The sequence below is a fragment of the Saccharospirillum mangrovi genome (genome assembly GCF_003367315.1).
In the GTDB taxonomy this organism is placed as follows: Bacteria; Pseudomonadota; Gammaproteobacteria; order Pseudomonadales; family Natronospirillaceae; genus Saccharospirillum; species Saccharospirillum mangrovi.
Window position 1 is genome coordinate 1,204,020 of sequence record NZ_CP031415.1, and the last position, 24,294, is coordinate 1,228,313.

Genomic DNA, 24,294 nt, shown 5'->3' on the forward strand with positions numbered 1-24,294 from the left:
GCCTCGCTTATGACGCTCCATCTGCTGTTGCCGGCCGCCGGCATTGGCCAACGCTTTGGCCAGAACACTCCCAAACAATATTGCCCTGTCGCCGGAAAACGGCTCGCCGAATGGACGCTGGATCTGTGGCGGGGCGTTGCGATTGACGGCCGGCGTTTGCTGATTCTGCGCGAAGACGATGCCGTCGGTCAGTCGTTGATATCGAACTACCCCAAGTTGGAATCGGTAACCGGCGGCGCTGAACGCGCCGACTCGGTACTGGCCGGGCTGGATGCGTTGGACGCCGGGCCGGACGACTGGGTGATGGTGCACGACATCGCCCGGCCTTGTATCCGCGCCGACGATATCGCCCGGCTCTGGCACCACTGCCAACAGACCGGCCGTGGCGCCTTATTGGCGCGGCCGCTGACCGACACCATCAAACGTCAGGTCGATGGCGAACTGACCAGTCTCGACCGGCGCCAACTCTGGGCCGCCATGACGCCGCAGTGTTTCCCGGTCTTGATGCTGCGCGACGCCTTGCGCGATGCCCTGAACACGGGTGAATCCATCACCGATGAAGCGTCTGCGATGGAGCGTCTGGGTTGCCCGGTCGATCTGGTTGAAGGCGCCGCCGACAACATCAAACTGACCCGCGCCGAGGACCTCGCGCTGGTCGAATTCTATTTGCAACAACAGGGGCGTTTGCCATGAGAGTGGGGCAGGGGGTGGACGTCCACCGTTTCGATGAGCAATCCGAGCCGACCACCATTCGTCTAGGCGGTGTCGATGTGCCGGCGCCACACGCGCTGCTGGCGCATTCGGACGGCGATGTGCTGCTGCACGCTATCTGCGATGCCATGTTGGGCGCCGCCGGTCTGGGTGACATCGGCGAGCATTTTCCCGATACCGACCCGACCTGGGCCGGTGCCGACAGCCGCGCCTTGTTGAAAGACGTCGACAGCGCCGTGCGTCAACGCGGCTGGCAACTGGTCAATCTGGACGTGACGTTGATCGCCCAGACGCCGCGCGTCGGCGAGTTCAAAGCAGCGATCCGAACCAGCATCGCCCAGACGTTGAACGTCGATCCGGGCCGCATCAACGTTAAAGCGACGACCACGGAAAAACTCGGTTTTATCGGTCGCAAAGAAGGCGTCGCTGCCGAAGCGATCTGCCTGCTGGAGGCCGCTCAATGAGTTTGCCGGTGTGGCCGCGTGCCTGGGGTGAATCGCTGGGTACGGCGCGACTCAAGGTCGAAGCAGCGGATTTTCAAGTCACCGAAGTATTGCCGGAAACGCCGTCGGGCGAGGGCGAGCATCTGTGGCTGACGGTCGAAAAGACCGGCCAGAACACCGCCTGGCTGGCGCGCAAGCTGGCGAACTGGGCGAATCTGTCGCCGCGCGATGTCAGCTACGCGGGTTTGAAAGACCGCCACGCTGTGACAACTCAGACGTTTTCATTGCACCTGCCCGGTCGCGACAACCCGGTACAGACGCTGGCGGTTGACGGCGTGCGCATCCTCAAGCAGGAGCGTCATCACCGCAAACTGAAAACCGGTCAACTGGTGGGCAATGACTTCCGTATTCGGCTGCGCGATTTCAACGGCGATGCTGATGCGCTGGCTGAGCGTTGGGCCGTGTTGGTCGAACAAGGCTTTCCCAACTATTTCGGGCCGCAGCGGTTTGGTCAGAACGGTGCCAATCTTGAGCGCGCACGCGGCTGGTTTAACGGCGACACCAAATTGCGCCGGGAACAGCGCGGCATCCATTTGTCGGCCGTTCGTTCCTATCTGTTCAATACCTTGCTGGCGCAGCGCGTCGCCGATGGCAGCTGGAACCAATGGTTGCCGGGCGACTATTTGCAGTTCCGCGAAGGCCAGGGCGGTTTCGTCTGTTTGCAGGCCGACGCGCATGATCTTGAACGCGTCCAGAGTGGGCAATTGTCGCCTACGGCCAGCATGCCGGGTCGGGTGCGTGAATCCCTGGGGCCGTTGGATGAACGGGAAACCGCGGCTTTGGCGGACGAGTCGTTCTGGATCGATGGATTGACTGAACGCGGTATCGAACGCGGTCTGCGTAAGCTGCGCGTCTTTGCCGAACGCGGTCGGCTGGAATGGCAGGACGGCGATCCGGTGTTCCACTTTTTCCTGCCCTCCGGCAGCTATGCCACCACGGCGTTGCGCGAGCTGGTGACGTTGAACGAAGACGACAGTGATGAATAAGCACGACAGCGATGGAGCGCGCCGCTCATGAATCTCAGAGGCATTGGCATGACCTCCGAACGGACGCGCAAGCGGCTGATAGAGCGGCTGTTTGAAAAAGGCATTCGGGATCCTCGTGTGCTGGAGTGTTTCAACCGGGTGCCGCGCCACATTTTTGTCGATGAGGCGTTAGGCCACAAAGCCTACGAAGACACGGCCGTGCCGATCGGCTACGCCCAAACCTTGTCGCAGCCTTATATCGTGGCGCGCATGACCGAACTGGTGCTGTCGGCGCGGCATCACGAACGGGTGCTGGAAATTGGCACTGGTTCCGGCTTTCAGACAGCGGTGCTGTGTCAGGTGGTTGAAGAGGTTTTTTCGGTCGAACGTATTGCGCCCTTGCAGCAGAAAGCCCGCGAACGGTTGCGGCATCTCAAGGTATACAACGCTCGTCTGAAACTCGACGACGGCTTTCTTGGCTGGCCGGATGAAGGCCCGTTTGACGTCATCATCGGCACCGCAGCGCCGGAATTCCCACCGGAAGAGTTGATCAACCAGCTGATTCCCGATGGCGGCCGATTGATTCTGCCGTTGGGTGGCGACGTTCAACACCTCACCATCATCGAGCGCGAAGGCGACGACATTCACACTCAGCAAATCGAGCCAGTGCGCTTTGTGCCGATGCTGAGCGGCGTACAGAGAGAACTATGAAACAACGACTGATCTGGTTTGCCAAAGGCGCCGTTATGGGTATGGCCGACGCGGTACCGGGCGTTTCCGGCGGCACCATGGCATTGATTACCGGCATTTATGAACGACTGATCGCGGCCTTGGCGGCGGTGCGCATCGACACCGCACGTCAGGCGTTGCAAGGCGATTGGGCCGGTGCCTGGCGCAAGCTGGACGGCAATTTTCTGTTGAGTTTGGGGCTTGGCATTCTGCTCAGTCTTTTTACCACTCTGCACGTGATGCATCTGTTGCTGGAGCAGGCGCCGCAATTGGTCTGGGCGTTCTTCGGTGGTCTGATATTGGCCTCATTAGTGGTATTGATGCGACGCCACCACTGGCAGTGGATCGATGTACCGCTGATGACCGTCGGGGCGTTGCTGGCGGTAGGCATTGCGTTGTCGAGCGCATTGAATTTACCGCCGACGCCTGTCTGGCTGGTGCTGGGTGGCGCACTGGCGATTTCCGCCATGCTGCTGCCGGGTATTTCGGGCAGCTTCATTCTATTGCTGCTGGGGTTGTATCCGGCGGTTGTCGAGGCCATCAGTGACATGAATCTGATCATTGTCGCCTGGGTCGCCTTGGGTTGTCTGTTGGGATTATTGGCGTTCAGCCGGCTGTTGAATGCGCTGCTGGCGCGGTGGCATGACCGGGTGCTGGGTTTTATGCTCGGCTTCGTTTTGGGCGCATTGCTCAAAGTCTGGCCGTGGCAGGCACAGGAACAGTGGCTCAGCCCACAGGCGTTTGAGGCAATGACCGGTCAACCGGCCTGGACAGGCGCTTGTGTGCTATTGGCGCTGTTGGGAGCGGCGGCGGTCGCCGTGGTGACGCTTAAGTCTCCGTCCTGATTTTGTCAACTTTAAAAGCCGCCAGGCTGCACAGAAACCGATAAAACTCTAAAAGCTCTTAGATTAAATTTTACTAATAAACGTTGTGCATACTGGCTTTGAGAATAATACGGTGTTACGAACGGTGTTGGAGCCGACTCGACCGGAGATTGAAACGGAGATTAGGGGCTTGAACAGAATCGGTCGAAAGGCGTCAAAATTTCTGACAGTTACCAGTATCGTGGTGCTGTTGACTGCCTGTCTGAACAATCCCGCCTACCGTTCTCTTGACGGCAATTCCACGCCGTTCACAAGCCGTAACAATACCAATTCGGGCAGTTCCAGTCAGGATCGCCCGGCTCGCTATCAGGTGCGCTCTGGCGACACTTTGTTCTCCATCGCATTCCGCTACGGACTCGATTATCGCAAGCTTGCTAACGCCAATAACATCGATTCCAGCTACACCATCTTTGCCGGCCAGGTGCTCGAATTGCGGGAGGCAGAACGGTCGGGTGGGGCGGTTTCTAGTACCAATCAAAGCCGTCCCAGTCGCAGCAACGGTGGAAGCTCATCTTCAGTTACAAACGGTAACAGTCAAAATTCCGGCGTCAACGCCTCCACGGCTAATTCGGCTGCAGAGCCCGCGATTCAATGGGTTTGGCCGCACGACGGTACTATAGTGCGAACGTTCAATGCTAATGTATCCGACCGCAAAGGCGTTGATATCGGGGGTCAGTTTGGGGATTCTGTCAAAGCCGCCGCTGAGGGGACCGTCGTCTACGCAGGCAATGGGCTTCCCGGATACGGCAACCTGATCATTCTCGAACACAGCCATTCTTTGTTGAGCGCCTACGCCTTCAACCAGGAATTGTTAGTCTCCGAACAAGATCGGGTGCGCAAAGGGCAGGAGATTGCCCGGATGGGCAGACAGGGCGACCAACCCGGTCTGCACTTCGAGATTAGGCGGGAAGGCAAGCCGGTGAACCCTGAGGCATATCTGCCCAGGCGCTAGCCGGTCAAGTCTGGCCTCAGTCGGTCGATAGCACCGACATTGGACGCACAGGTGAATGACTATGGCAGCACTCAGGGAACACGATTCCGCTGTAGCGGAAGACCAGTTCAAGCAGTACCAGGACATGCTGGATTCCTCCAGCTTTGACGAAAACCTGGCTTCTCTCAAAGAAGACCCTGATGCCCAGCAACTCGACGAGGACGTCGACAGCGATGCTGAGGAATCGGAATTCCGTGACGCGCTAAGCAGCAATGCAGGTTTGCAGCGCTCGCTGGACGCTACCCAGATGTACCTGAATGAAATCGGCTTCTCTCCGTTGTTAAGCCCGGAAGAAGAAGTCTATTTCGCCCGATTGGCGCGCAAAGGCGAACCGGCCGGCCGCAAACGCATGATCGAAAGCAACCTGCGTTTGGTGGTGAAGATTGCGCGGCGTTATCTGAATCGCGGTCTGACGCTGCTGGATCTGATCGAAGAAGGCAACCTGGGTCTGATCCGGGCGGTCGAGAAATTCGATCCTGAGCGCGGTTTCCGCTTCTCCACCTACGCCACCTGGTGGATTCGCCAAACCATTGAGCGCGCCATCATGAATCAAACGCGCACCATCCGTTTGCCGATTCATGTGGTCAAAGAATTGAACGTCTATCTGCGCGCAGCGCGTGAGTTGACGCAAAAGCTGGATCACGAACCGACGGCCGAAGACATCGCCGAGCTGTTGGAACGTCCGGTTGAAGACGTCAAACGCATGCTGGCGCTGAACGAGCGCGTGACGTCAGTGGATACTCCTCTGGGTCCGAACTCTGAAAAGAGTTTGCTCGACACCATCGCCGACGAAAAATCGGCCGATCCGTCGGAAACGCTGCAGGATGAAAACCTGCGTACCAGCATCGATGGCTGGCTGGACGAATTGTCCGAAAAACAGCGGGAAGTCGTCGCCCGTCGCTTCGGTCTGCGCGGTTTTGAAACCAGCACGCTGGAAGAAGTGGGCCGTGAAATTGGTCTGACGCGTGAACGTGTGCGTCAGATTCAGGTCGAAGCCCTGCGTCGTTTACGCGACATCATGGAAAAACAGGGCTTGTCAGCAACCGCGTTGTTTGGCGCCTGATCGCTTCGAATTTCCCCCACCCCCGAAACCAAAAAGAGCGCCTCAGGCGCTCTTTTTTTTGCTGCATTTAACCGCAGGGCTTAACGCTGCTTTTAACCACAGATAACCACAGAGCTTAACGCTCCAGGGCGGCCAGCTTGCCGGCCTTGCCGTTTTGTTCGTCGGCGCCAGGCATCGGGTCTTTGCGCTCGCTGATGTTCGGCCAGACTTCCGCCAGTTCAGCGTTCAGTTCGATGAATTCGATTTGATTAGCGGGTACTTCGTCTTCGGACAGAATCGCTTCGGCCGGACATTCCGGTTCGCACAGCGCGCAATCAATGCATTCGTCCGGATGGATCACCAGGAAGTTCGGGCCTTCGTAAAAACAGTCCACCGGGCAAACTTCTACGCAGTCGGTGTACTTGCACTTGATGCAGTTTTCGATCACTACAAAGGCCATGAATGGTCGCTCCAGTCGAATTCGTAAGTGGTGCGTATTCTAGTGATACCCCCAGGCCCTCTCAAGCCGCCACTAAGACGAAATGACCAGTTTTTTATCGCTGGAGGGAATAAAAAGCCGTTTTAAGCTACTTATTGAGTATTGTTCTTATTTGGGCTTCGACGGTTTTCCCGTCAGTGTCTGTTGCTGTTGATGCAGCCAATTCAGGGCGTCGAGCGGTGTCATTTGATTCAGGTCCAGGTGTTCCAGGGCGTCGGCCAGCGGATGCGTGGGATTCGCGAACAAATCGTTCTGCAACGGAGCGTTTTGTGCTTTGGCGGGTTTGGACGGCTTGACGACAATTGGACTGAGCGTCGAGCCGGTTTCCAGTTCCGACAGTTTTGCTCGGGCGGCGTCGATGACGGCGGTCGGCACACCGGCCAATCGCGCAACTTGAATACCAAAACTCTGGCTCGCCGGGCCGGGTTGGACTCGGTGCAAAAACACCAGGCGGTCGTCGTGTTCGGTGGCGTCCAGATGCAGGTTCTGGGCTTTGGGATAGACCTCGGGCAGGGCGGTCATCTCAAAATAATGCGTTGCAAACAGTGTCAACGCACCTTTGTTGCCAACCAATTCGGACGCGGCGGCCCAGGCTAACGACAAGCCATCGAAGGTCGAGGTGCCACGGCCGACTTCGTCCATAATCACCAGACTGTGCGGCGTGGCGTTGTGCAATATGTTGGCGGTCTCGGTCATCTCGACCATAAAGGTGGAGCGGCCACCGGCGATGTCGTCCGACGAACCCATGCGCGTGAAAATGCGATCAATGCTGCCGACACGTGCCTGACTCGCCGGCACAAAACTGCCAATGTGCGCGAGCAGCGCAATGACCGCCGCCTGGCGCATAAAGGTGCTTTTACCGCCCATGTTCGGGCCGGTGATGACAAGGGTGCTGGCGTCGCTGTCGAGCGTCAGGTCGTTGGGCACAAAGGGCGCATCGGTGACGGCTTCGACGACCGGGTGCCGGCCTTCAACCACGTGCAGTTCGGCGGCATCGGTCAGTTCCGGCGCGGTCCAGTTGAAGCGATCGGCGCAGTTGGCCAGACACACTAAGGTGTCGAGTTCCGCCAAGGCGCGCGACATGCGTTGCAGATTGGCGAGATCGTCCGCCAGTTCCTGTACCAGCGTTTCGTAAAGATATTTTTCCCGCGCCAGCGCCCGGCTTTTGGCGCTCAGTGCTTTGTCTTCGAACGCTTTGAGTTCCGGTGTAATAAAGCGTTCGGCGTTTTTCAGCGTTTGCCGGCGGGTGTATTCGACCGGCGCTTCGCGTGCCTGCGCCTTGCTGATTTCAATGTAATAGCCGTGCACTCTGTTGTAGCCGACTTTGAGCGTTGGCAGGCCGGTGCGCTCGCGTTCCTGGGTTTCCAGTTGCACCAGAAAATCGGTGGCGTTGCTGTCGATGCCGCGCAGTTCGTCGAGTTCGTCGTCAAAACCACTGGCGATGACGCCGCCTTCGCGAATCACCACGGGCGGGTTGTCGATCAGCGCGCGATTGAGCACGTCCTGCCAATGCGGTTGTTCGTGCAGATCGGTGGCGAGTTGCGTCAGGCGTGGCGAATCCAAGTTGGCCAATTCGGTTTGCAGAAACGGCAATTGCGTCATCGCTTCACGCAGTCGCACCAGATCGCGTGGACGCGCCGAACCCAAGGCCACGCGAGACAAGACGCGTTCGATATCGCCGATGGGTTTGAGCAGAGCAGCAATGCCTTCAAAGGCAAAATCGTCGAGCAACGTGGCGACCGCATGCTGACGTTCGCGCAGCTCGCTGCGATCACGCACCGGCCGACCCAGCCAGCGGCGCAATTGACGGCTGCCCATGGCGGTGGCGCATTGGTCCATCAATTGATAAAGCGTGTTGTCTTCTTCGCCGCGAACGTTGATGTCGATTTCCAGATTGCGGCGTGAGGCGGCATCCAGAATCACCGAATCGTCGTGGCGTTCGGGCAGAATGGCGCGGATGTGCGGCAGCTGACTTTTTTGCATGTCGCTGGCGTAGGTCAGCAGGCAACCGGCGGCGCGCAATGCCAGCGGCATGTCCTGTACGCCAAAACCGCTGAGGTCGCGGGTGCCTAATTGAGTCGTTAACCGATCCTGAGCAGAGTCGAGATCGAATAGCCAGACCGGCTGATGGCGAATGGCGGTGCGACCGGATAATTCCGGGGCAGCGTCGTCTTCCGGCAGCAACAATTCGCTCGGGCGCAACCGTTCCAATTCGGCGGTCAGTGCTTCGTGTGAGTTCAAAACCTGAACGCTGAAACGGCCGGATGCCATGTCCAGTGCGGCCAGGCCAAAGGCATTGTCGCGTTCGATCAAAGCGACCAGCAGGCTTTCCTGGCGGTCGTTGAGAAAGGCCTCGTCGCTTAGGGTTCCCGGCGTCAGCACTCGCACGACTTTGCGCTCAACTGGCCCTTTGCTCAGGCTGGGGTCGCCAATCTGTTCGGCAATCGCCACGGTATGCCCTTGGCGCACCAGTCGGGCGATGTAGCCTTCAGCGGAATGGTAAGGAATGCCCGCCATCGGAATGGGTTCGCCGGCGCTTTGGCCGCGCTGCGTTAAGGTGATGTCGAGTAGCCGCGCGGCTTCCTTGGCGTCGCCGTAAAACAGCTCGTAAAAATCGCCCATGCGATAAAACACCAGATCGTTGGGGTGCTGCCCTTTGATCTGCAGGTACTGTTGCATCATGGGGGTGTGTTGATTTTTACTGGTGATTTGCGACATGCGGCTTGGAAGTCTTGGTTGATTCGTGACGAGCCGCTCATGGTATTCGAATCACTTGTGGGATGAAACGCATGGCACGCCGTGACGATCAAGTTGAGCGCCTGGCCACATTATTACTCGCACGCAGTGCGCGTTTGGCGACGGTAGAAAGTTGTACCGGCGGTCTGATCGCCGCGGCAATAACGGATAAGGCCGGCAGTTCCGATTGGTTCGAAGGTGGCTGGGTAACCTATTCAAACGAACTGAAACAGGCGCTGGGTGTACCGGCCGCGGCATTACGTGACCACGGCGCTGTCAGCGAATCTGTAGCCCGAGCCATGGCGCTGGCGGGTCAGCAACAAGCTGGTGTGGAATATGCCGTCGCCGTTACCGGCGTCGCCGGGCCAGGCGGTGGCAGTGCGGAAAAACCCGTGGGCACGGTCTGGATCGGATGGGCGTTTGGCCGTGATGTTCAAGCCAAACGCTTTCTGTTTCCCGGTGATCGTGCCGCGGTTCGACAACAAACCGTTGAAGCGGCGCTGAGTGGTTTGATCGAATCACTGGAACGTGAAATTTAGCCTTGTCGGTATCGACCGACCTGTGACAGAATACTGTCTATTCATACAGTAATCGCGGTGTTGGTCTGCCCAGCACCTTTCGGCAGCCTCAGGGGGAAGACCATGGACGCCAACAAAGAAAAAGCCTTATCCGCCGCGCTGAGTCAGATTGAACGCCAATTTGGCAAAGGCTCTGTGATGCGTATGGGAGACCAGAAACACGTCTCCATTCCATCTATTTCAACGGGTTCCCTCGGCCTGGACATCGCGTTGGGCATTGGCGGTTTGCCGCGTGGTCGCGTGGTGGAAATCTACGGCCCGGAAGCGTCCGGTAAAACGACGCTGACGCTGCAAGTTGTCGCGGAAGCGCAGAAAGCCGGCGGCACTTGTGCGTTTGTCGATGCCGAACACGCCCTGGACCCGTCATACGCCAACAAGCTGGGCGTCAATGTCGATGACTTGCTGGTTTCTCAGCCCGACACCGGCGAGCAGGCGCTGGAAATTGCCGACATGCTGGTGCGCTCCAACGCCGTCGATGTGATTGTGATCGACTCGGTTGCAGCCCTGGTGCCGAAAGCGGAAATCGAAGGCGAAATGGGCGATATGCACGTTGGTCTGCAAGCGCGTTTGATGTCGCAGGCGCTGCGCAAAATCACCGGCAACATCAAATCCGCCAACTGCCTGGTGATCTTCATCAACCAGATTCGTATGAAGATTGGCGTCATGTTCGGCAGCCCGGAAACCACCACCGGCGGCAACGCGCTGAAGTTCTACTCCTCGGTACGTCTCGACATTCGTCGCACCGGTACCATCAAAGAGGGTGACGAAGTGGTCGGATCCGAAACCCGGGTTAAGGTGGTGAAGAACAAAGTTGCCCCGCCGTTCAAACAAGCCGAGTTCCAGATTCATTACGGCAAGGGTATTTACCACATGGGCGAGGTGATTGATCTGGGCGTCAAGATTGGCCTGATCGAAAAATCCGGTGCCTGGTACAGCTACCTGGGTGACAAGATTGGTCAGGGCAAAGCGAATGCAGCCAAGTTCCTGGAAGACAACCGAGAAGTCGCCGAAGCCATCGAGAGCAAAATTCGCGAGGCCTTCCTGGTGACCAACAAGGCACCGGAAGAATCGGAAGCGGCGGCTGAAAAGCCCGCCGATGCAGATAAGCCTCAGGTGGAAGCCTGAGAATAAACGGGCGGCCACGGTCGCCCGTTTTTACATGACGACCACCCTTAAATCTCTTCGTTATGGCCGATACCCCCTGGAATACTGCTCTGAACCTGCTCGCTCGGCGTGAATACAGTCGCGCCGAGCTGGCGCGCAAACTGGAACAGCGGTTTCCTGACCAGCCTGAAAGCATCGCCGATGTGCTGGAACGGTTGAGCGAGCAAGGCTTGCAAGACGACCAACGCTTTGCCGAAGCCTTCTTCCGCAGCCAATTGGGGCGTAATCGCGGCCCCAATCGGATGCGCCATGAAGCCCGCCAAAAAGGCATTGGCGAGGCAATCGAAGCGGAACTGGCCACCGCCGATGTGGACTGGTTCGACCTGGCGCTGGATGCGGCCCGGCGCAAACTGGGTCGGGACGATCCGGCCGATGTCAAAGTGCAGGCGCGATTGTCGCGTTTTCTCGCGTATCGTGGCTTTGATGGCGACTGCATTGGCCGCGTGTTGTCGCAGTTGCGCTCAAGTGGCGCAACGGACGAATTCGAGTCCTTCGATTAACGCCTTTTATCGGCCCGAAACCCCTAGTCTACTGGTGTCCCCCAGACCTTCTGTGTAACATTAGCGCCCTTTGAAATGGCAGCTTGACGCGCATCGCTCTGTCGTTTCGTCACAGTTTCTGGCGCGGCCCGACTAGGGTTGGCGGCCGCTGCGGTAAAGGACGCAAGCAAGATAATGAAGACTTCCGAAATACGTCGACGCTTCCTGGATTACTTCGTTCGCCAGGGCCATACCGAAGTGGAAAGTGGTTCTCTGGTACCGGGCAACGATCCCACCTTGTTGTTCACCAACGCCGGCATGGTGCAATTCAAAGATGTGTTCCTGGGCCAGGACAAGCGCTCCTACAGCCGTGCTGCCACTTCACAGCGCTGTGTCCGTGCCGGTGGTAAACACAACGATCTGGAAAACGTCGGCTACACCGCTCGCCATCACACCTTCTTCGAAATGCTGGGCAACTTCAGTTTCGGCGATTATTTCAAGCGCGATGCCATTCGCTTTGCCTGGACGTTTTTGACCGAAGAATTGGGCCTGCCCAAAGAGCGCCTCTGGGTCACCGTCTTCCATGAAGACGATGAAGCCGCCGACATCTGGATCAACGAAATTGGTGTGCCCGCCGACCGGTTGTCGCGTCTGGGCGAGAAAGACAACTTCTGGATGATGGGCGACACCGGCCCTTGCGGCCCGTCCTCAGAAATTTTTTACGACCACGGCCCAGACGTTCCGGGCGGCCCGCCGGGCAGTGAAGACGATGACCTGGATCGTTACATCGAAATCTGGAACCTGGTGTTCATGCAGTTTGAACAGGCCGCCGATGGCACACGCACGCCGTTGCCGCGCCCGTCCATCGACACCGGTATGGGTCTGGAGCGCCTCGCTGCTGTATTGCAGCAGGTGCATTCGAACTATGAAATTGACCTGTTCCAAAAACTGATTCAGGCGGTTATGGCCGCCACCGGTTGCAATGACATTGAAAACCGCTCGCTGCGCGTTATTGCCGACCACATTCGTTCCACGGCCTTTTTGATCATCGACGGCGTGTTGCCGTCGAACGAAGGTCGCGGTTATGTGTTGCGCCGCATCATGCGCCGCGCCATTCGCCACGGTTACAAGCTGGGCCAGAACGAACCCTTCTTCTATACATTGATCGACGCACTCGGTCAGGAGATGGGCGAGGCCTATCCGCAATTGCTCAGCATGAAAGAGCATCTGCAAAAAGTGATTCTGCTCGAAGAAGAACAGTTTGCCCGCACGCTGGATAACGGCATGCAAGTGTTGGAAGCCGGTATCGCTGAATTGTCGGGCACGGTTTTGCCCGGCGAATTGGTGTTCCGCCTGTACGATACCTACGGTTTCCCCGCTGACTTGACGGCCGACGTGGCGCGCGAACGCGGTCTGGATATCGACACCGCTGGCTTTGAAGAACAGATGAACGCCCAGCGCGAACGCGCCCGTTCCGCCAGCAAATTCCGCATGGACAAAGACCTCGATCTGAACCTTGCCGGCACAACCGAATTCTTGGGTTATGAGACGCTGGTGGGCGAAGGTCGGGTGGTCAAGTTGCTGCACACCGGCGAAGCGGTCGAAGAATTGAACGCCGGCGATGATGGCGTGGTCATTCTTGATCGCACGCCGTTTTACGCCGAATCCGGCGGCCAGATTGGCGACCATGGCCAACTGAGCGCCCAGGGCGTCGAAGTTATTGTCGACGACTGCACCAAGCTGCAAGGCCATCATTTGCATCAGGTTCGAGTGCAGCACGGCCGCATTCGGGTCGGCGATGCGCTGACGGCAACGGTGGCCCGTGCCGAGCGCGAAAACACCATGCGTCACCACAGTGCCACCCATTTATTGCATGCCGCTTTGCGTGAGGTTTTGGGTGAGCACGTTCAACAGCGTGGCTCGTTGGTGAGTTACGACAAACTGCGTTTTGACTTTTCGCACCTCGAAGCGGTGACGCCAAAAGAGCTGCGATTGATCGAACAACGCGTCAACGAACAGGTCTTTGCCAACACCGAAGTCAGCACGCAATTGATGCCGATTGACGAAGCCAAAGCCAAAGGTGCGATGGCGTTGTTCGGCGAAAAATACGACGACGAAGTTCGTGTTCTGACCATGGGCACCGACAACTATTCGATCGAACTCTGCGGCGGTACACACGTGCGTCGCACTGGCGATATTGGTCTGGTGCGTCTGGTGTCGGAAACCGGCATTGCCTCGGGCGTGCGTCGTATCGAAGCAGTGGCGGGGCCTTATGCGTTGGCCGAGGTGCATCGTCAACAGGATCGACTGGATCAGGTTGCGGTGGCATTCAAAGCCAGTGCCGATCAAGTGGTGGAGCGCGCGACTCAATCACAACAGCGGTTGCGTGAACTGGAGCGTACTGTCGAGCAATTGAAAGCCAAGCTGGCGGCCAATGCCGGTGCGGATCTGGCCTCCAGTGCGGTTGAAATCGCGGGCATTCAGGTGTTGGCGGTAGAGCTTGAAGGCGCCGACGCCAAAACCCTGCGCGCCACGCTGGACCAACTCAAAGACAAGTTGAAAACGGCGGCCATCGTGCTGGCGGCGGTCAACGACGGTAAAGTCCAGTTGGCAGCCGGCGTCACCAAAGACAGCACTGATCGCATCAAAGCCGGTGACTTGGTGAACCAGGTTGCCAGCCAGGTGGGCGGTAAAGGTGGCGGCAAGCCCGACATGGCGATGGCGGGTGGTTCTGAACCGGCCAAGCTGGCACAGGCGTTGGCGTCGGTACCGGCCTGGGTTCAACAACAACTGGGCTGAGCCTGATGCTCAGCCTGTCATAGCAGCTTCCTGCAGTCAGGAACGAAACGGATGGCGTTATACGTTCATAAGTACGGCGGCACTTCAGTCGGTTCGGTCGAGCGCATCGAACACGTCGCCGATAAGGTTAAGTCCGCGCGTGATGCCGGCGATGACATCGTTGTCGTCGTCTCGGCGATGAGTGGTGAAACCAACCGCCTGGTCGATCTGGCCAAAGGCATCACCGATCAACCCAACCCGCGAGAAATGGACGTGCTGCTGTCGACCGGCGAGCAGGTCACCATCGCGTTGCTGACCATGGCGTTGCAAAAACGCGGTTGTGCGGCGCGCTCTTATACCGGTGATCAGGTCCGTATTCTGACCGACAGCGCTCACACCAAAGCACGTATCCGCCACATTGATGTTGATGCCATGCGCAACGACCTGAAAGCCGGACGCGTATTGGTTGTCGCCGGCTTCCAGGGGGTTGATGAACTGGGTAACACCACCACCTTGGGCCGTGGCGGCTCCGACACAACGGCTGTGGCGTTGGCGGCTGCGTTAAAAGCGGATGAATGCCGGATCTATACCGATGTTGATGGCGTCTACACCACCGATCCGCGTGTTGTGGATCGCGCCCGCCGTCTGGATCGCATCACGTTTGAAGAAATGCTGGAAATGGCCAGCTTGGGTTCGAAAGTGTTGCAAATCCGGTCGGTCGAATTTGCTGGTAAATACAATGTCCCGCTGCGAGTGCTGTCCAGTTTTGAGGATGGCCCCGGAACCCTGATTTCGTTAGAGGAAGAGACCAAGATGGAACAGCCCGTTATTTCCGGCATCGCTTTCAATCGGGATGAAGCCAAGTTGACGGTTCTGGGTGTGCCGGATATCCCGGGTGTGGCCAGCCGCATTCTTGGCCCGGTCAGCGCGGCCAATATCGAAGTGGATATGATTGTTCAGAACGTCGCTGCGGATAACACCACCGATTTCACCTTCACCGTGCACCGCAACGATTTTGATCGGGTGAAGCAGATTCTGACCGAAGTGGCCAACGATCTGGGTGCGCGTGAAGTGCGTGGTGATTCAGCCATTGGCAAGGTATCGATTGTTGGTGTGGGCATGCGTTCTCACGCGGGTGTCGCATCGAAGATGTTCGACACGCTGGCGGCCGAAAACATCAATATCCAGATGATCTCGACTTCTGAAATTAAGGTGTCGGTGGTGATTGCCGAGAAATATCTTGAATTGGCAGTACGCGCGCTCCATTCAGCGTTTGAACTGGATGAGCCGGCGGAAAGCCGCTAAGGTTTCCCCGGCATTGTTGTAACTAGTGGCACCGGTTGCTGCCCCGACCGGTGGTTGCGGTCAGACTCACAGAGTCGACCAAACAGTAGGTGTAAGTGGTCTTTCTGCGGATAGCTCTCTTGATACGGTGTGTTCAAGTCACTGAGGGTCATTCGGTAGGAGCTGGATAATAGGTAGTTCCAGATAACTTAGGAGAAATTCGATGCTTATTTTGACTCGCCGCGTGGGTGAAACCCTAATGGTGGGTGACGAAGTCACCGTCACCGTACTTGGCGTGAAAGGGAATCAGGTTCGCATTGGTGTAAATGCCCCCAAGGATGTTGCGGTACACCGTGAAGAGATTTATCAGCGCATTCAGCGTGAGATGGGTCAACCTGAAGGTGAAGACCAGGCCTGAGGGCTCTGTCAGCGGCATGCGTACCGCACCGAATAAGATGAGCTAATCGCTTAATTTTATTGAGTTTTTTCCTTTCATTTTGGAAATAACATGGTAAGATGCGCGCCGTTGTTCGGAGAGATGGCCGAGTGGCTGAAGGCGCACCCCTGCTAAGGGTGTATGGGAGAAATCTCATCGAGGGTTCGAATCCCTCTCTCTCCGCCATTTGCTCTTGTTGATGTCACTGATATTTGAGTGATGTCCGACGGCAAAATCGATGATCGGTCCCGGGCCGGTCATCGTGTTAAGCGCCCGTAGCTCAGCTGGATAGAGTACCTGGCTACGAACCAGGCGGTCGCACGTTCGAATCGTGCCGGGCGCGCCATTTCCAAGGTCAACTTGTCCATCGGGGCTAAGTTGATAACGCTCTTGCTTCAAAGAGCCTAAACCGAAGCACTTCGCGCCCGTAGCTCAGCTGGATAGAGTACCTGGCTACGAACCAGGCGGTCGCACGTTCGAATCGTGCCGGGCGCGCCATCTTCCCTTCCGTTTCTTCCGTTTGATTTTCACCTCTTAAGCCACCGCTTTAATCCGTTGATCCAACCGTTTCAGTTCGCGTTCGCCTCGTACGGCCTGCCACAGTTGTTCCGCCTCCGGATGCACCTGGCGCAAATGATTGAGCCACTGTTTTAACCGACCGGCGCAGTACCGTTCGGGCATAACACGACGCACATCCTGCCAAAACTCCCCAATCAACGGTTGCAATTGCGACCAAGGCGTAGCCGCAGTATCCGATTGTTGGCGAATGCGTTGCGCCAAGTCGGGGTTGCGCACCGCGCCACGGCCAAGCATGGCATCGGCAGTGCCGACAATTTCGATGCAACGGCGGTAGTCCTCCGGCGTCCAGATATCGCCGTTGGCAATCAGCGGCAAGCGCAGCTGTTCGCGCAGTCGAGCCAGTTCGTCCCAATGCGCTGGCGGCGCGTAACCCTGCACTTTGGTGCGAGCGTGCACCGTTAATTCTGTAGCGCCGGCGCTTTCGATAGCCAGCGCGTTGTCGAGCATCAGGCTGGCGTCGTCGTAACCCAGACGCATCTTGGCGGACACCGTAACCTCGGCGGGAACCGCCTGGCGTACGGCCTGAACAACGCGAAAAATGGTGTCCGGTTCGCGCAGCAAAATGGCGCCGCCTAAACTGCGGTTGACGGTTTTGCTGGGGCAGCCGAAGTTGAGGTCGATGCCGAAGGAACCCAATTCGATGGCACGCTGCGCATTGGCGGCCATGGCATCAAGATGGTTGCCCAGCAACTGCACCCGCACTGGGGTGTTGCTGGCGGTTCGTCCGCCATCCAGCAGCTCCGGACAGATGCGATAAAAGACGCTGTCGGGCAGTGGCCGGTCGACCACGCGGACAAATTCCGACACCACCCAATCAAAACCGCCCTGAGCGGTGATCAGGCGGCGCAAAAAGTGGTCAGCCAGGCCTTCCATCGGCGCGAGAACCAGGCGCATAGATCAAACAAATCCAAATGTGGGAATGCGCCGAAAGTCTAGTCAAACCGACAGCTGGATCAAGCGAAAAAGCGCTGTCAATTCAGCATCTTGCAATGATTTGTTGTGAAAATTGCCGAATCGGCCTCGGTTGCTTGTGTTCTTGTTGTTGGGGTAACCTTGGGCGCGTTTGGGCTGCCTCACTGGCTGTTTGTGGGGGACAAATAATTAAAACGACAGAGCACCTACGGCTCTGCTGAAACACCCAAAACGTCCGGCCGCTCAAGGTCCCGGCCGCGCCAAATCGGACGGCCTGACCCTGCCGTCTGATCGAGCAAGGACCTATGTTATGTCTGATCTGATGATGAGCGGCTTTGAGCTGATGCTGTTGGGCATGGGCACCGTTTTCGTCTTCCTCACCGTTCTGGTGATCGGTACGTCTGCCATGTCTCGGTTGATCATGCTGGTACCGGGCACCCCCGAACCCGAACCCAAACGTTCGAACCGAGCCAACCGCGACGATCTGTCTGAAGTCGCAGCGGTTGCTGCGGCGGTCAAGGCGGTACACGGCCGCTGAGCCGAGCGCACGATACGATTCCCACGCTAAGGGCGAACACCATGACAACAAACAAAAATCCCATTCAGCTGACCGACGTCGTCCTGCGCGACGCTCATCAGTCGCTGTTCGCAACCCGTCTGCGTCTCGATGACATGCTGCCGATCTGCGAGAAACTCGATCAAATCGGCTACTGGTCAGTCGAATCCTGGGGCGGCGCCACCTTTGATGCCTGCATTCGCTATCTGGGTGAAGACCCCTGGGAGCGCATTCGCGAGCTGAAAAAAGCCATGCCCAACACCCGTCAGCAGATGTTGCTGCGCGGCCAAAATCTGCTCGGTTATCGCCATTACGCCGATGACGTGGTTGACCGTTTTGTTGAACGCGCCGTTACCAACGGCGTCGATGTGTTCCGTGTCTTCGATGCCATGAATGATCCGCGCAATCTGCAACGCGCCATGGCCGCCGTGAAGAAGAATGGCGCCCACGCTCAAGGCACTATTTCCTATACCACCAGCCCGGTGCACAACACCGACGCCTGGGTGGAACTGGCGCAGCAGATTGCGGCCATGGGCGCTGACTCGCTGGCGATCAAAGACATGGCCGGCATCCTGACGCCTTACGACGCTTATGACTTAGTCAGCCGCCTGAAAGCTACGCTGGACATTCCGATTGCGCTGCATTGCCATGCCACCGCGGGCTTGTCGTCGATGACGATTATGAAAGCCATCGAAGCGGGTATTGATCGCGTCGACACCGCCATTTCATCGATGTCCATGACCTACGGCCATTCGCCGACCGAATCCATTGTTGCCATGCTGCAAGGCACCGAGCGCGACCCGGGTTTTGACTTGCACAAGCTCGAAGAAATCGCCGCCTATTTCCGCGCTGTGCGTAAAAAATACGCGGCCTTTGAAGGCCAGTTGCGCGGCGTTGATTCGCGCATTCTGGTCGCTCAGGTGCCGGGTGGCATGCTGACCAACATGGAAAGCCAACTCAAAGAGCAGGGTGCCGGCGACAAATTCGATCAGGTGCTGGAAGAAATTCCGCGCGTCCGCGAAGACCTGGGTTACATCCCGCTGGTCACGCCGACGTCGCAAATTGTCGGCACTCAGGCGGTGTTGAATGTGCTGACTGGCGAGCGTTACAAATCCATTTCCAAAGAAACCCAGGCGATTCTGAAGGGTGAATACGGCTCGGCGCCGGCGCCGTTTAACGCCGAGTTGCAGGCCAAAGTGCTGGACGGTGCAGAGCCGATCAGTTGCCGCCCGGCGGATTTGATTGAATCGGAAATGGACCGGCTCAGCGACGAGCTGGCAGCCATCGCTAAAGACAAAGGTTTCCAACTGGCGGTCGATGCCGTCGACGATGTACTGACCTACGCACTGTTCCCGCAAATCGGGCTGAAATTCCTGGAAAACCGTGGCAACGCCAGTGCCTTCGAGCCGGTGCCGACCGGCACCAGTGCGACCCCGGCGAAAGGCACGGACGAGAGCAGTACCTACACCGTTGAAGTCAACGGCAAGTCGTACGTGGCGCAAGTGGATGCCCGTGGCGATGTCAGCGTCAATATCAATGGCAAGGCGTATCAGACGCGTATCAGTGCCGGTGGCGAGGTATCGGCTGCCCCGGCGGCGTCGGCCAGTGGCCTGGAGATTCCTGCACCATTGGCCGGCAATATCTTCAAAGTGCTGGTTGAGCCGGGCGATCAGGTCGAAGAAGGCGAGGTGGTGGTGATCCTCGAAGCCATGAAGATGGAAACCGAAGTCTGCGCCTCGGCGTCCGGTACGGTCAGTGCCGTGGCAGTGAAGGCGGGCGATTCGGTGTCCGTCGGCGACACTCTGCTGACGCTGTGAGGACGGCATGGATAAACTGAACTTACTGCTGACCCAATCCGGTCTGGCTAATTTAACCCTGGGCCAGTTGGCGATGATTCTGGTTGGCCTGCTGCTGATCTATCTGGCGATTCGCAAAGGCTTTGAACCCTTGCTGCTGTTGCCGATTGGCTTCGGCGCCATCCTGGTCAACATTCCCGAAGCCGGCATGTACGCCGCGCCGGTGTACGGTGACGATGGCCATTTGCTGTCGGCCGGCGGGCTGTTGTATTACGTCTACCACATCGGGATTGGCAGCGGCGTATTCCCGTTGCTGATCTTCATGGGCGTTGGTGCGATGACCGATTTCGGCCCGATGCTGGCGAACCCCAAAACGCTGTTTTTGGGCGCGGCGGCGCAATTCGGTATCTTCGGCACCATCATCGGCGCGGTCTGGATGAGTTCGATGGGTTGGATGGATTTCTCGCTCACCGACGCCGCCGCCATCGGCATCATTGGCGGTGCCGACGGTCCGACCTCCATCTTCATTGCCAGCCGCTTGGCGCCGGACATGCTCGGAGCCATCGCCGTGGCCGCCTACAGCTACATGGCGTTGGTGCCGTTGATCCAGCCGCCGATCATGCGCTTGCTGACCACTCAGAAAGAACGCGCCATCACCATGACGCAGTTGCGGGTGGTGTCCAAGCGCGAAAAGATCATCTTCCCCTTGCTGGTGTTGGTTCTGGTTGCCTTGTTCTTGCCGTCGGCGACGCCGCTGCTGGGCATGTTCTGTTTCGGCAATCTGATGCGTGAAAGCGGCGTGGTGGAGCGCTTGAGCGATACAGCCCAGAACGCCCTGATGAACACCGTCACCATCTTTTTGGGGTTGGCCGTGGGCTCGAAACTCAGCGCCGAGGCCTTCCTGAACGTGGAAACTCTGGGCATTTTGCTACTCGGCCTGGCGGCATTCTGTGTCGGCACCATGGCCGGGGTGTTGATGGCTAAGGGGATGAATCTGGTTAGCAAAACCCCGATCAATCCGCTGATTGGCTCGGCTGGCGTTTCTGCCGTGCCGATGGCTGCCCGGGTGTCCAACAAGGTCGGACTGGAAGCCAATAATCAGAACTTCCTGTTGATGCACGCCATGGGGCCAAACGTGGCCGGTGTGATCGGTTCTGCCGTCGCCGCCGGCGTTCTGCTCGCCTACCTGGGCTGAAATCAAACGATTCAAACGATGCCGCCTCCGGGCGGCGTTTTTCGTTTGAGTCGGCTATATGGTCACCCGCCTGGGCATGGCATACTGCCGCTTTGATCTCCCCTTTTAAGGATGGTACATGGAAATTCTGGCGTCTTTTTCGGCCCTGACGTGGCTCTTTATGGCGTTGATTCTGGGCTTGCTGGCGTATTTCCACGGCCCGGTTTATTCGGCTCACACGGCCAATTACACACCCAGTATTCTGACGTCGATTGGCATCTTCGGTACTTTTATCGGCGTCGCCCTGGGTTTGGCAGGCTTCGATACCACCGACATTCAGGCCAGTGTTCCCGATCTGCTCAATGGTCTGAAAACCGCTTTCTGGACCTCCATTGCCGGCCTCGCCGGTGCACTGACCATCAAGTTCCGCTACGCCATTTCCAGCATGCGCGTACGGGCGCATCGCGAAGCCAAACAAACGGCGACGATGGACGATTTGGCCTGGCACCTGGAACGCATCTCCAACCATCTCAGTGGCGAAGACGACGAAGCGCTGACGCTGATGTTGAAACAACAACATGAAGCGCAGCGGGCACAGCAACAGGACATGGTTGACGCCATCCGCAACTATCAACGCGACATGACCGAAGCCAACAAGACAGCGCTGCAGGAAGCCATCGGTCACGTGATGCGCGAGTTCAACACTCGCATCGAGGAGCAATATGGCGAAAACTTCCGCCGCCTGAACGAAGCGGTCGGTCGCATGGCCGAATGGCAGCAACAGAATCGCGACCAGATCAACGAACTGGTGGAAAGCAACCGCGTCAGCGCCGAAAGTGCCCGCGCTGGGGCCGAAGCCTTTGAGCGTCTGATTCGGCAAACCCAATCCTTTACCAGCGTTGCCGAAGACATGGAAACGCTGCTCGGCGCGCTGCGCACCCAGAGTGAAAACCTGCGCGATTATCTGTCGACGTTTTCATCGTTGGTCGCCGACGCACACCAAGGATTGCCGCAATTGGAAAACCGCATTCTGCAACTGACCGACACCTTGCGCGATGTAGTGGAAGGCCAGGGTAAACAGATGCGCCAGTTGCTCGAAGATGCCGCTGGTGGCATTCGCGAGACCAGCGCCAAAGTCAACGAGGCGCTGGTGGCTGGCACCGAAACCGCTCAGTCGCGGTTGGGCAAACAGTTAAACGAATTGCTCGAACGCAACGACGCCCAGATCAAGAAACTCGACGAAGCCATGGAAGCGGAATTGAATAAGGCGCTGAAATCTTTTGGCTATCAGTTGACGGCGCTGTCGGAAAAATTCGTTAACGACTACACCCCGCTGACCGATCGCCTGCACGATTTGATCAAGGCCGCAGAAACGTCGAAATGAACAACACTCAGGAACACATCGAACAGGAAGAACATTGGGTCTCGGTCAGTGACTTGATGGCCGGGTTGATGATGGTCTTTTTGTTGGTCGCCATCGTCTTCATGGTCAACGCCGAAATCGAGCGTAATAAAGTGCGCGACGTGGCGATTTTGTACGACCGTCTGCGCACTCAGTTGTACCAGGATCTGGTGAATGAATTTGCACCCGATCTGGATCGCTGGGGCGCCGAAATTGATCCGGATTTGAGCATTCGTTTTAACCGCGAACAGCTCACCTTTGCGCAGGGCGAAAGCAATTTGCGGCCTGAATTTGAGAGCATTCTGAGCGAATTTTTCCCGCGTTATTTGCGCATTATTACCTCGGAAAAATACCGTCACGACATCGCCGAAGTGCGCATTGAAGGCCACACTTCCAGCGGCTGGGCCGGCCAGAGTGAAGACGCGGCTTACATTCTCAATATGGGTTTGAGCCAGGCGCGTACGCGTTCTGCGCTCGACTATGTGTTGAATCTGGATGCTGTGGCGGGCGAACGCATCTGGTTGAAACAGCACATGACGGCTAACGGTCTGTCGTCGTCAAAGCCGGTGTTGGACGCCAATGGAAATGAAGATCCCGACCGTTCCAGGCGTGTGGAATTCCGGGTGCGCACCGATGCCGAAAGCCGCATTGCTTCCATATTGGAGAGTCAGCTCTGATGGAATTGGTCGACTTCCTGCAGTTTGAACCGTTCAACGAGATGCGGGCGTCCATGGGCACCGATCAGCTGGGCTATTTCGAATTGTTCGATCCGAACATTCATCTGACCGGCGAAGAGCGTTCGCAATTAGAACGTCAAGGAATGTCGTTACCTTCACATCAGGTCGGCCGCTTGTTGGACCATACGCTGTGCTACAAAAACACCCGCATTGTTTTGGTTGGCGCTGGTTGCTATCACCTGTCGCATTGCGATCAGTTGACTGCCGCCGAAGAAGTGACCATTGCCACCAGCCTGCACCCGGTGAATCCGTTAGCCTCGGTCTGCAAAGCCTGCTTGCAGCTGTTGGGGTATCAGGGTTACGACGAGCACAAGGGGCGCAAAGAAGGTTACAACGCGCGCGTGCTGGCCGATTTTTCGTTGCAGGAATTCTGGCGTGAATACCCGCCTTATCCGATCAAGCGTGGTCGCGAATTGGTCAAAGCGTTGGATTGACCATTGGCTGCGTCTGCGGTCTGAGCGGTTCACCATTTGGCATGGCGACCGGCCATGCGATTTATCCAAGAGGAAAGTCATGTCTCCTTTGCGTCTCATTTTGGTGTCTGGCTGGGCATTGCTGTTAAGCGGATGTGCCGCTTTTCAGCTGCCGGATAACCTGTCCAGTGCCATTCTCGACAGCGACGATTTGCAAACCGTCGAAGATGGTTTGCCCAGCTATTTGTTGATGGTCGATGCGCTGGTTGCCACCTATCCGAAAAATGAAGAAATGAAACGTACCGCGGCAACATTGAACGGCGCTTACGCTGGCGTATTTGTAGACACCACCGCCGTTGAACGCCGCAAAAACATGACCACCAAAGCGTTGGATTATGCCTTCGATGCGTTTTGTACCTATGACAAAGACGCCTGTGGCCTGCGTGATGTTCCGCCGGATGAACTGGCCGATACGCTGAGCCAGTGGGATGACGAAGACGATCTGCCATATCTCTATACCCTGGGCACCAGCTGGGCCGGTTACATTCAAGCGAACAGCGATGACTGGTTGGCGGTAGCCGAATTGGGGCAAGTGCAGGCGGTGTTGGAACAAGCAATCCGGATTGAGCCGGGCTACGAAAAAGGCACGGCCTTGTTGTACCTGGGCGTGATGAATTCCATTTTGCCGCCCAGCCTGGGTGGCAAGCCGGAGATCGCTCAGGATTATTTCGAGCGGGCGTTGGTTGCCGCCGATGGAGAAAACCTGATCATCCAGGTTTATTACGCGTCCCAGTACGCGCGCTTGTTGTTCGATCGCGAATTGCACGATCGACTGCTTCAGGAGGTGTTAAGCAGTGATCCTTACGTTGAGGGTCTGACGTTGCAAAACATCTATGCTCAGCAAGAGGCCGCGCGTTTGCTGGCCAGCGCTGACGATTATTTTTAA

At 57.4% G+C, this 24,294-nt stretch carries 23 protein-coding genes and 3 tRNA genes; 23 read left to right on the forward strand and 3 right to left on the reverse strand.

Annotated features, from left to right (window positions below):
- Nucleotides 1-9: 9 nt before the first annotated feature.
- The 7 genes from ispD to rpoS all read left to right on the forward strand — a co-directional run bounded on the left by ispD (nucleotide 10) and on the right by rpoS (nucleotide 5,846).
- Complete coding sequence (gene ispD / locus DW349_RS05730) at nucleotides 10-693, forward strand: 2-C-methyl-D-erythritol 4-phosphate cytidylyltransferase (RefSeq protein WP_108126835.1); 684 nt, start codon at nucleotides 10-12, stop codon at nucleotides 691-693.
- The gene (ispF, locus tag DW349_RS05735) at nucleotides 690-1,175 is read left to right on the forward strand and encodes a 2-C-methyl-D-erythritol 2,4-cyclodiphosphate synthase (protein WP_108126833.1); all 486 of its coding nucleotides are present in this window, start codon (nucleotides 690-692) and stop codon (nucleotides 1,173-1,175) included. Before ispD ends, ispF begins: the two co-directional genes overlap by 4 nt.
- Nucleotides 1,172-2,200, forward strand: a complete 1,029-nt coding sequence (gene truD, locus DW349_RS05740; protein ID WP_108126831.1) for a tRNA pseudouridine(13) synthase TruD — start codon at nucleotides 1,172-1,174, stop codon at nucleotides 2,198-2,200. The genes ispF and truD overlap by 4 nt, the downstream gene beginning before the upstream one ends.
- 27 nt (nucleotides 2,201-2,227) lie before the next feature.
- Complete coding sequence (locus DW349_RS05745; RefSeq protein WP_108126829.1) at nucleotides 2,228-2,890, forward strand: protein-L-isoaspartate(D-aspartate) O-methyltransferase; 663 nt, start codon at nucleotides 2,228-2,230, stop codon at nucleotides 2,888-2,890.
- On the forward strand, nucleotides 2,887-3,753 hold the full coding sequence (locus tag DW349_RS05750; RefSeq protein ID WP_108126827.1) for a DUF368 domain-containing protein: 867 nt from the start codon (nucleotides 2,887-2,889) through the stop codon (nucleotides 3,751-3,753). The genes DW349_RS05745 and DW349_RS05750 overlap by 4 nt, the downstream gene beginning before the upstream one ends.
- Before the next feature lie 169 nt (nucleotides 3,754-3,922).
- Nucleotides 3,923-4,744 carry a peptidoglycan DD-metalloendopeptidase family protein gene (locus DW349_RS05755; RefSeq protein WP_157954433.1) on the forward strand — a complete coding sequence of 274 codons (822 nt, stop codon included), beginning with the start codon at nucleotides 3,923-3,925 and terminating at the stop codon, nucleotides 4,742-4,744.
- 124 nt (nucleotides 4,745-4,868) lie between these two features.
- Nucleotides 4,869-5,846 (forward strand): RNA polymerase sigma factor RpoS, encoded by a 978-nt coding sequence (gene rpoS, locus DW349_RS05760; protein ID WP_108126988.1) that lies wholly within the window; start codon nucleotides 4,869-4,871, stop codon nucleotides 5,844-5,846.
- A 115-nt stretch (nucleotides 5,847-5,961) separates the two neighbouring features.
- Here rpoS and fdxA read toward each other — a convergent pair whose 3' ends face one another.
- Both fdxA and mutS read right to left on the reverse strand, forming a co-directional pair.
- Nucleotides 5,962-6,285 carry a ferredoxin FdxA gene (gene fdxA, locus DW349_RS05765; protein WP_108126823.1) on the reverse strand — a complete coding sequence of 108 codons (324 nt, stop codon included), beginning with the start codon at nucleotides 6,283-6,285 and terminating at the stop codon, nucleotides 5,962-5,964.
- A gap of 147 nt (nucleotides 6,286-6,432) precedes the next feature.
- Nucleotides 6,433-9,042 (reverse strand): DNA mismatch repair protein MutS, encoded by a 2,610-nt coding sequence (gene mutS, locus DW349_RS05770; protein ID WP_108126821.1) that lies wholly within the window; start codon nucleotides 9,040-9,042, stop codon nucleotides 6,433-6,435.
- Between the two features lie 71 nt (nucleotides 9,043-9,113).
- On the opposite strand from mutS, the gene DW349_RS05775 reads away from it, so the two are divergent.
- The 9 genes from DW349_RS05775 (at nucleotide 9,114) to DW349_RS05815 (ending at nucleotide 16,277) form a co-directional block, all read left to right on the forward strand.
- Entirely contained in the window at nucleotides 9,114-9,599 is a 486-nt protein-coding gene (locus DW349_RS05775; RefSeq protein ID WP_108126986.1) for a CinA family protein, read from the forward strand.
- A 102-nt stretch (nucleotides 9,600-9,701) separates the two neighbouring features.
- Nucleotides 9,702-10,763, forward strand: coding sequence for a recombinase RecA (gene recA / locus DW349_RS05780; protein ID WP_108126819.1), 1,062 nt, complete (start codon nucleotides 9,702-9,704; stop codon nucleotides 10,761-10,763).
- Between the two features lie 62 nt (nucleotides 10,764-10,825).
- Nucleotides 10,826-11,302, forward strand: a complete 477-nt coding sequence (locus DW349_RS05785) for a regulatory protein RecX (protein ID WP_108126817.1) — start codon at nucleotides 10,826-10,828, stop codon at nucleotides 11,300-11,302.
- Nucleotides 11,303-11,476: 174 nt separating this feature from the next.
- Nucleotides 11,477-14,080 (forward strand): alanine--tRNA ligase, encoded by a 2,604-nt coding sequence (gene alaS / locus DW349_RS05790; RefSeq protein ID WP_198650560.1) that lies wholly within the window; start codon nucleotides 11,477-11,479, stop codon nucleotides 14,078-14,080.
- A 51-nt stretch (nucleotides 14,081-14,131) separates the two neighbouring features.
- Nucleotides 14,132-15,364 (forward strand): aspartate kinase, encoded by a 1,233-nt coding sequence (locus DW349_RS05795; RefSeq protein ID WP_108126815.1) that lies wholly within the window; start codon nucleotides 14,132-14,134, stop codon nucleotides 15,362-15,364.
- Between the two features lie 202 nt (nucleotides 15,365-15,566).
- Nucleotides 15,567-15,761, forward strand: a complete 195-nt coding sequence (gene csrA, locus DW349_RS05800; protein ID WP_108126813.1) for a carbon storage regulator CsrA — start codon at nucleotides 15,567-15,569, stop codon at nucleotides 15,759-15,761.
- A gap of 114 nt (nucleotides 15,762-15,875) precedes the next feature.
- A tRNA-Ser gene (locus tag DW349_RS05805) sits at nucleotides 15,876-15,965 on the forward strand.
- A gap of 83 nt (nucleotides 15,966-16,048) precedes the next feature.
- Nucleotides 16,049-16,125, forward strand: a tRNA-Arg gene (locus tag DW349_RS05810).
- Nucleotides 16,126-16,200: 75 nt separating this feature from the next.
- Nucleotides 16,201-16,277: transfer RNA gene (locus DW349_RS05815), tRNA-Arg, on the forward strand.
- Between the two features lie 36 nt (nucleotides 16,278-16,313).
- On the opposite strand, the gene DW349_RS05820 is transcribed toward DW349_RS05815, so the two are convergent.
- Entirely contained in the window at nucleotides 16,314-17,252 is a 939-nt protein-coding gene (locus DW349_RS05820) for a tRNA dihydrouridine synthase (protein WP_108126811.1), read from the reverse strand.
- Nucleotides 17,253-17,580: 328 nt separating this feature from the next.
- On the opposite strand from DW349_RS05820, the gene DW349_RS05825 reads away from it, so the two are divergent.
- The 7 genes from DW349_RS05825 to DW349_RS05855 all read left to right on the forward strand — a co-directional run bounded on the left by DW349_RS05825 (nucleotide 17,581) and on the right by DW349_RS05855 (nucleotide 24,294).
- On the forward strand, nucleotides 17,581-17,808 hold the full coding sequence (locus DW349_RS05825; protein ID WP_108126809.1) for an OadG family protein: 228 nt from the start codon (nucleotides 17,581-17,583) through the stop codon (nucleotides 17,806-17,808).
- Nucleotides 17,809-17,849: 41 nt separating this feature from the next.
- Nucleotides 17,850-19,643 carry a sodium-extruding oxaloacetate decarboxylase subunit alpha gene (oadA, locus tag DW349_RS05830; protein WP_108126807.1) on the forward strand — a complete coding sequence of 598 codons (1,794 nt, stop codon included), beginning with the start codon at nucleotides 17,850-17,852 and terminating at the stop codon, nucleotides 19,641-19,643.
- Between the two features lie 7 nt (nucleotides 19,644-19,650).
- Complete coding sequence (locus DW349_RS05835) at nucleotides 19,651-20,817, forward strand: sodium ion-translocating decarboxylase subunit beta (protein ID WP_108126805.1); 1,167 nt, start codon at nucleotides 19,651-19,653, stop codon at nucleotides 20,815-20,817.
- A gap of 118 nt (nucleotides 20,818-20,935) precedes the next feature.
- Nucleotides 20,936-22,180: a hypothetical protein gene (locus tag DW349_RS05840; protein WP_108126803.1), complete on the forward strand. Its 1,245-nt coding sequence runs from the start codon at nucleotides 20,936-20,938 to the stop codon at nucleotides 22,178-22,180.
- Nucleotides 22,177-22,875 carry an OmpA family protein gene (locus DW349_RS05845; RefSeq protein WP_108126801.1) on the forward strand — a complete coding sequence of 233 codons (699 nt, stop codon included), beginning with the start codon at nucleotides 22,177-22,179 and terminating at the stop codon, nucleotides 22,873-22,875. The genes DW349_RS05840 and DW349_RS05845 overlap by 4 nt, the downstream gene beginning before the upstream one ends.
- Nucleotides 22,875-23,369, forward strand: a complete 495-nt coding sequence (locus DW349_RS05850; RefSeq protein WP_108126799.1) for a hypothetical protein — start codon at nucleotides 22,875-22,877, stop codon at nucleotides 23,367-23,369. Before DW349_RS05845 ends, DW349_RS05850 begins: the two co-directional genes overlap by 1 nt.
- Before the next feature lie 79 nt (nucleotides 23,370-23,448).
- Nucleotides 23,449-24,294 (forward strand): TRAP transporter TatT component family protein, encoded by an 846-nt coding sequence (locus tag DW349_RS05855; RefSeq protein ID WP_108126797.1) that lies wholly within the window; start codon nucleotides 23,449-23,451, stop codon nucleotides 24,292-24,294.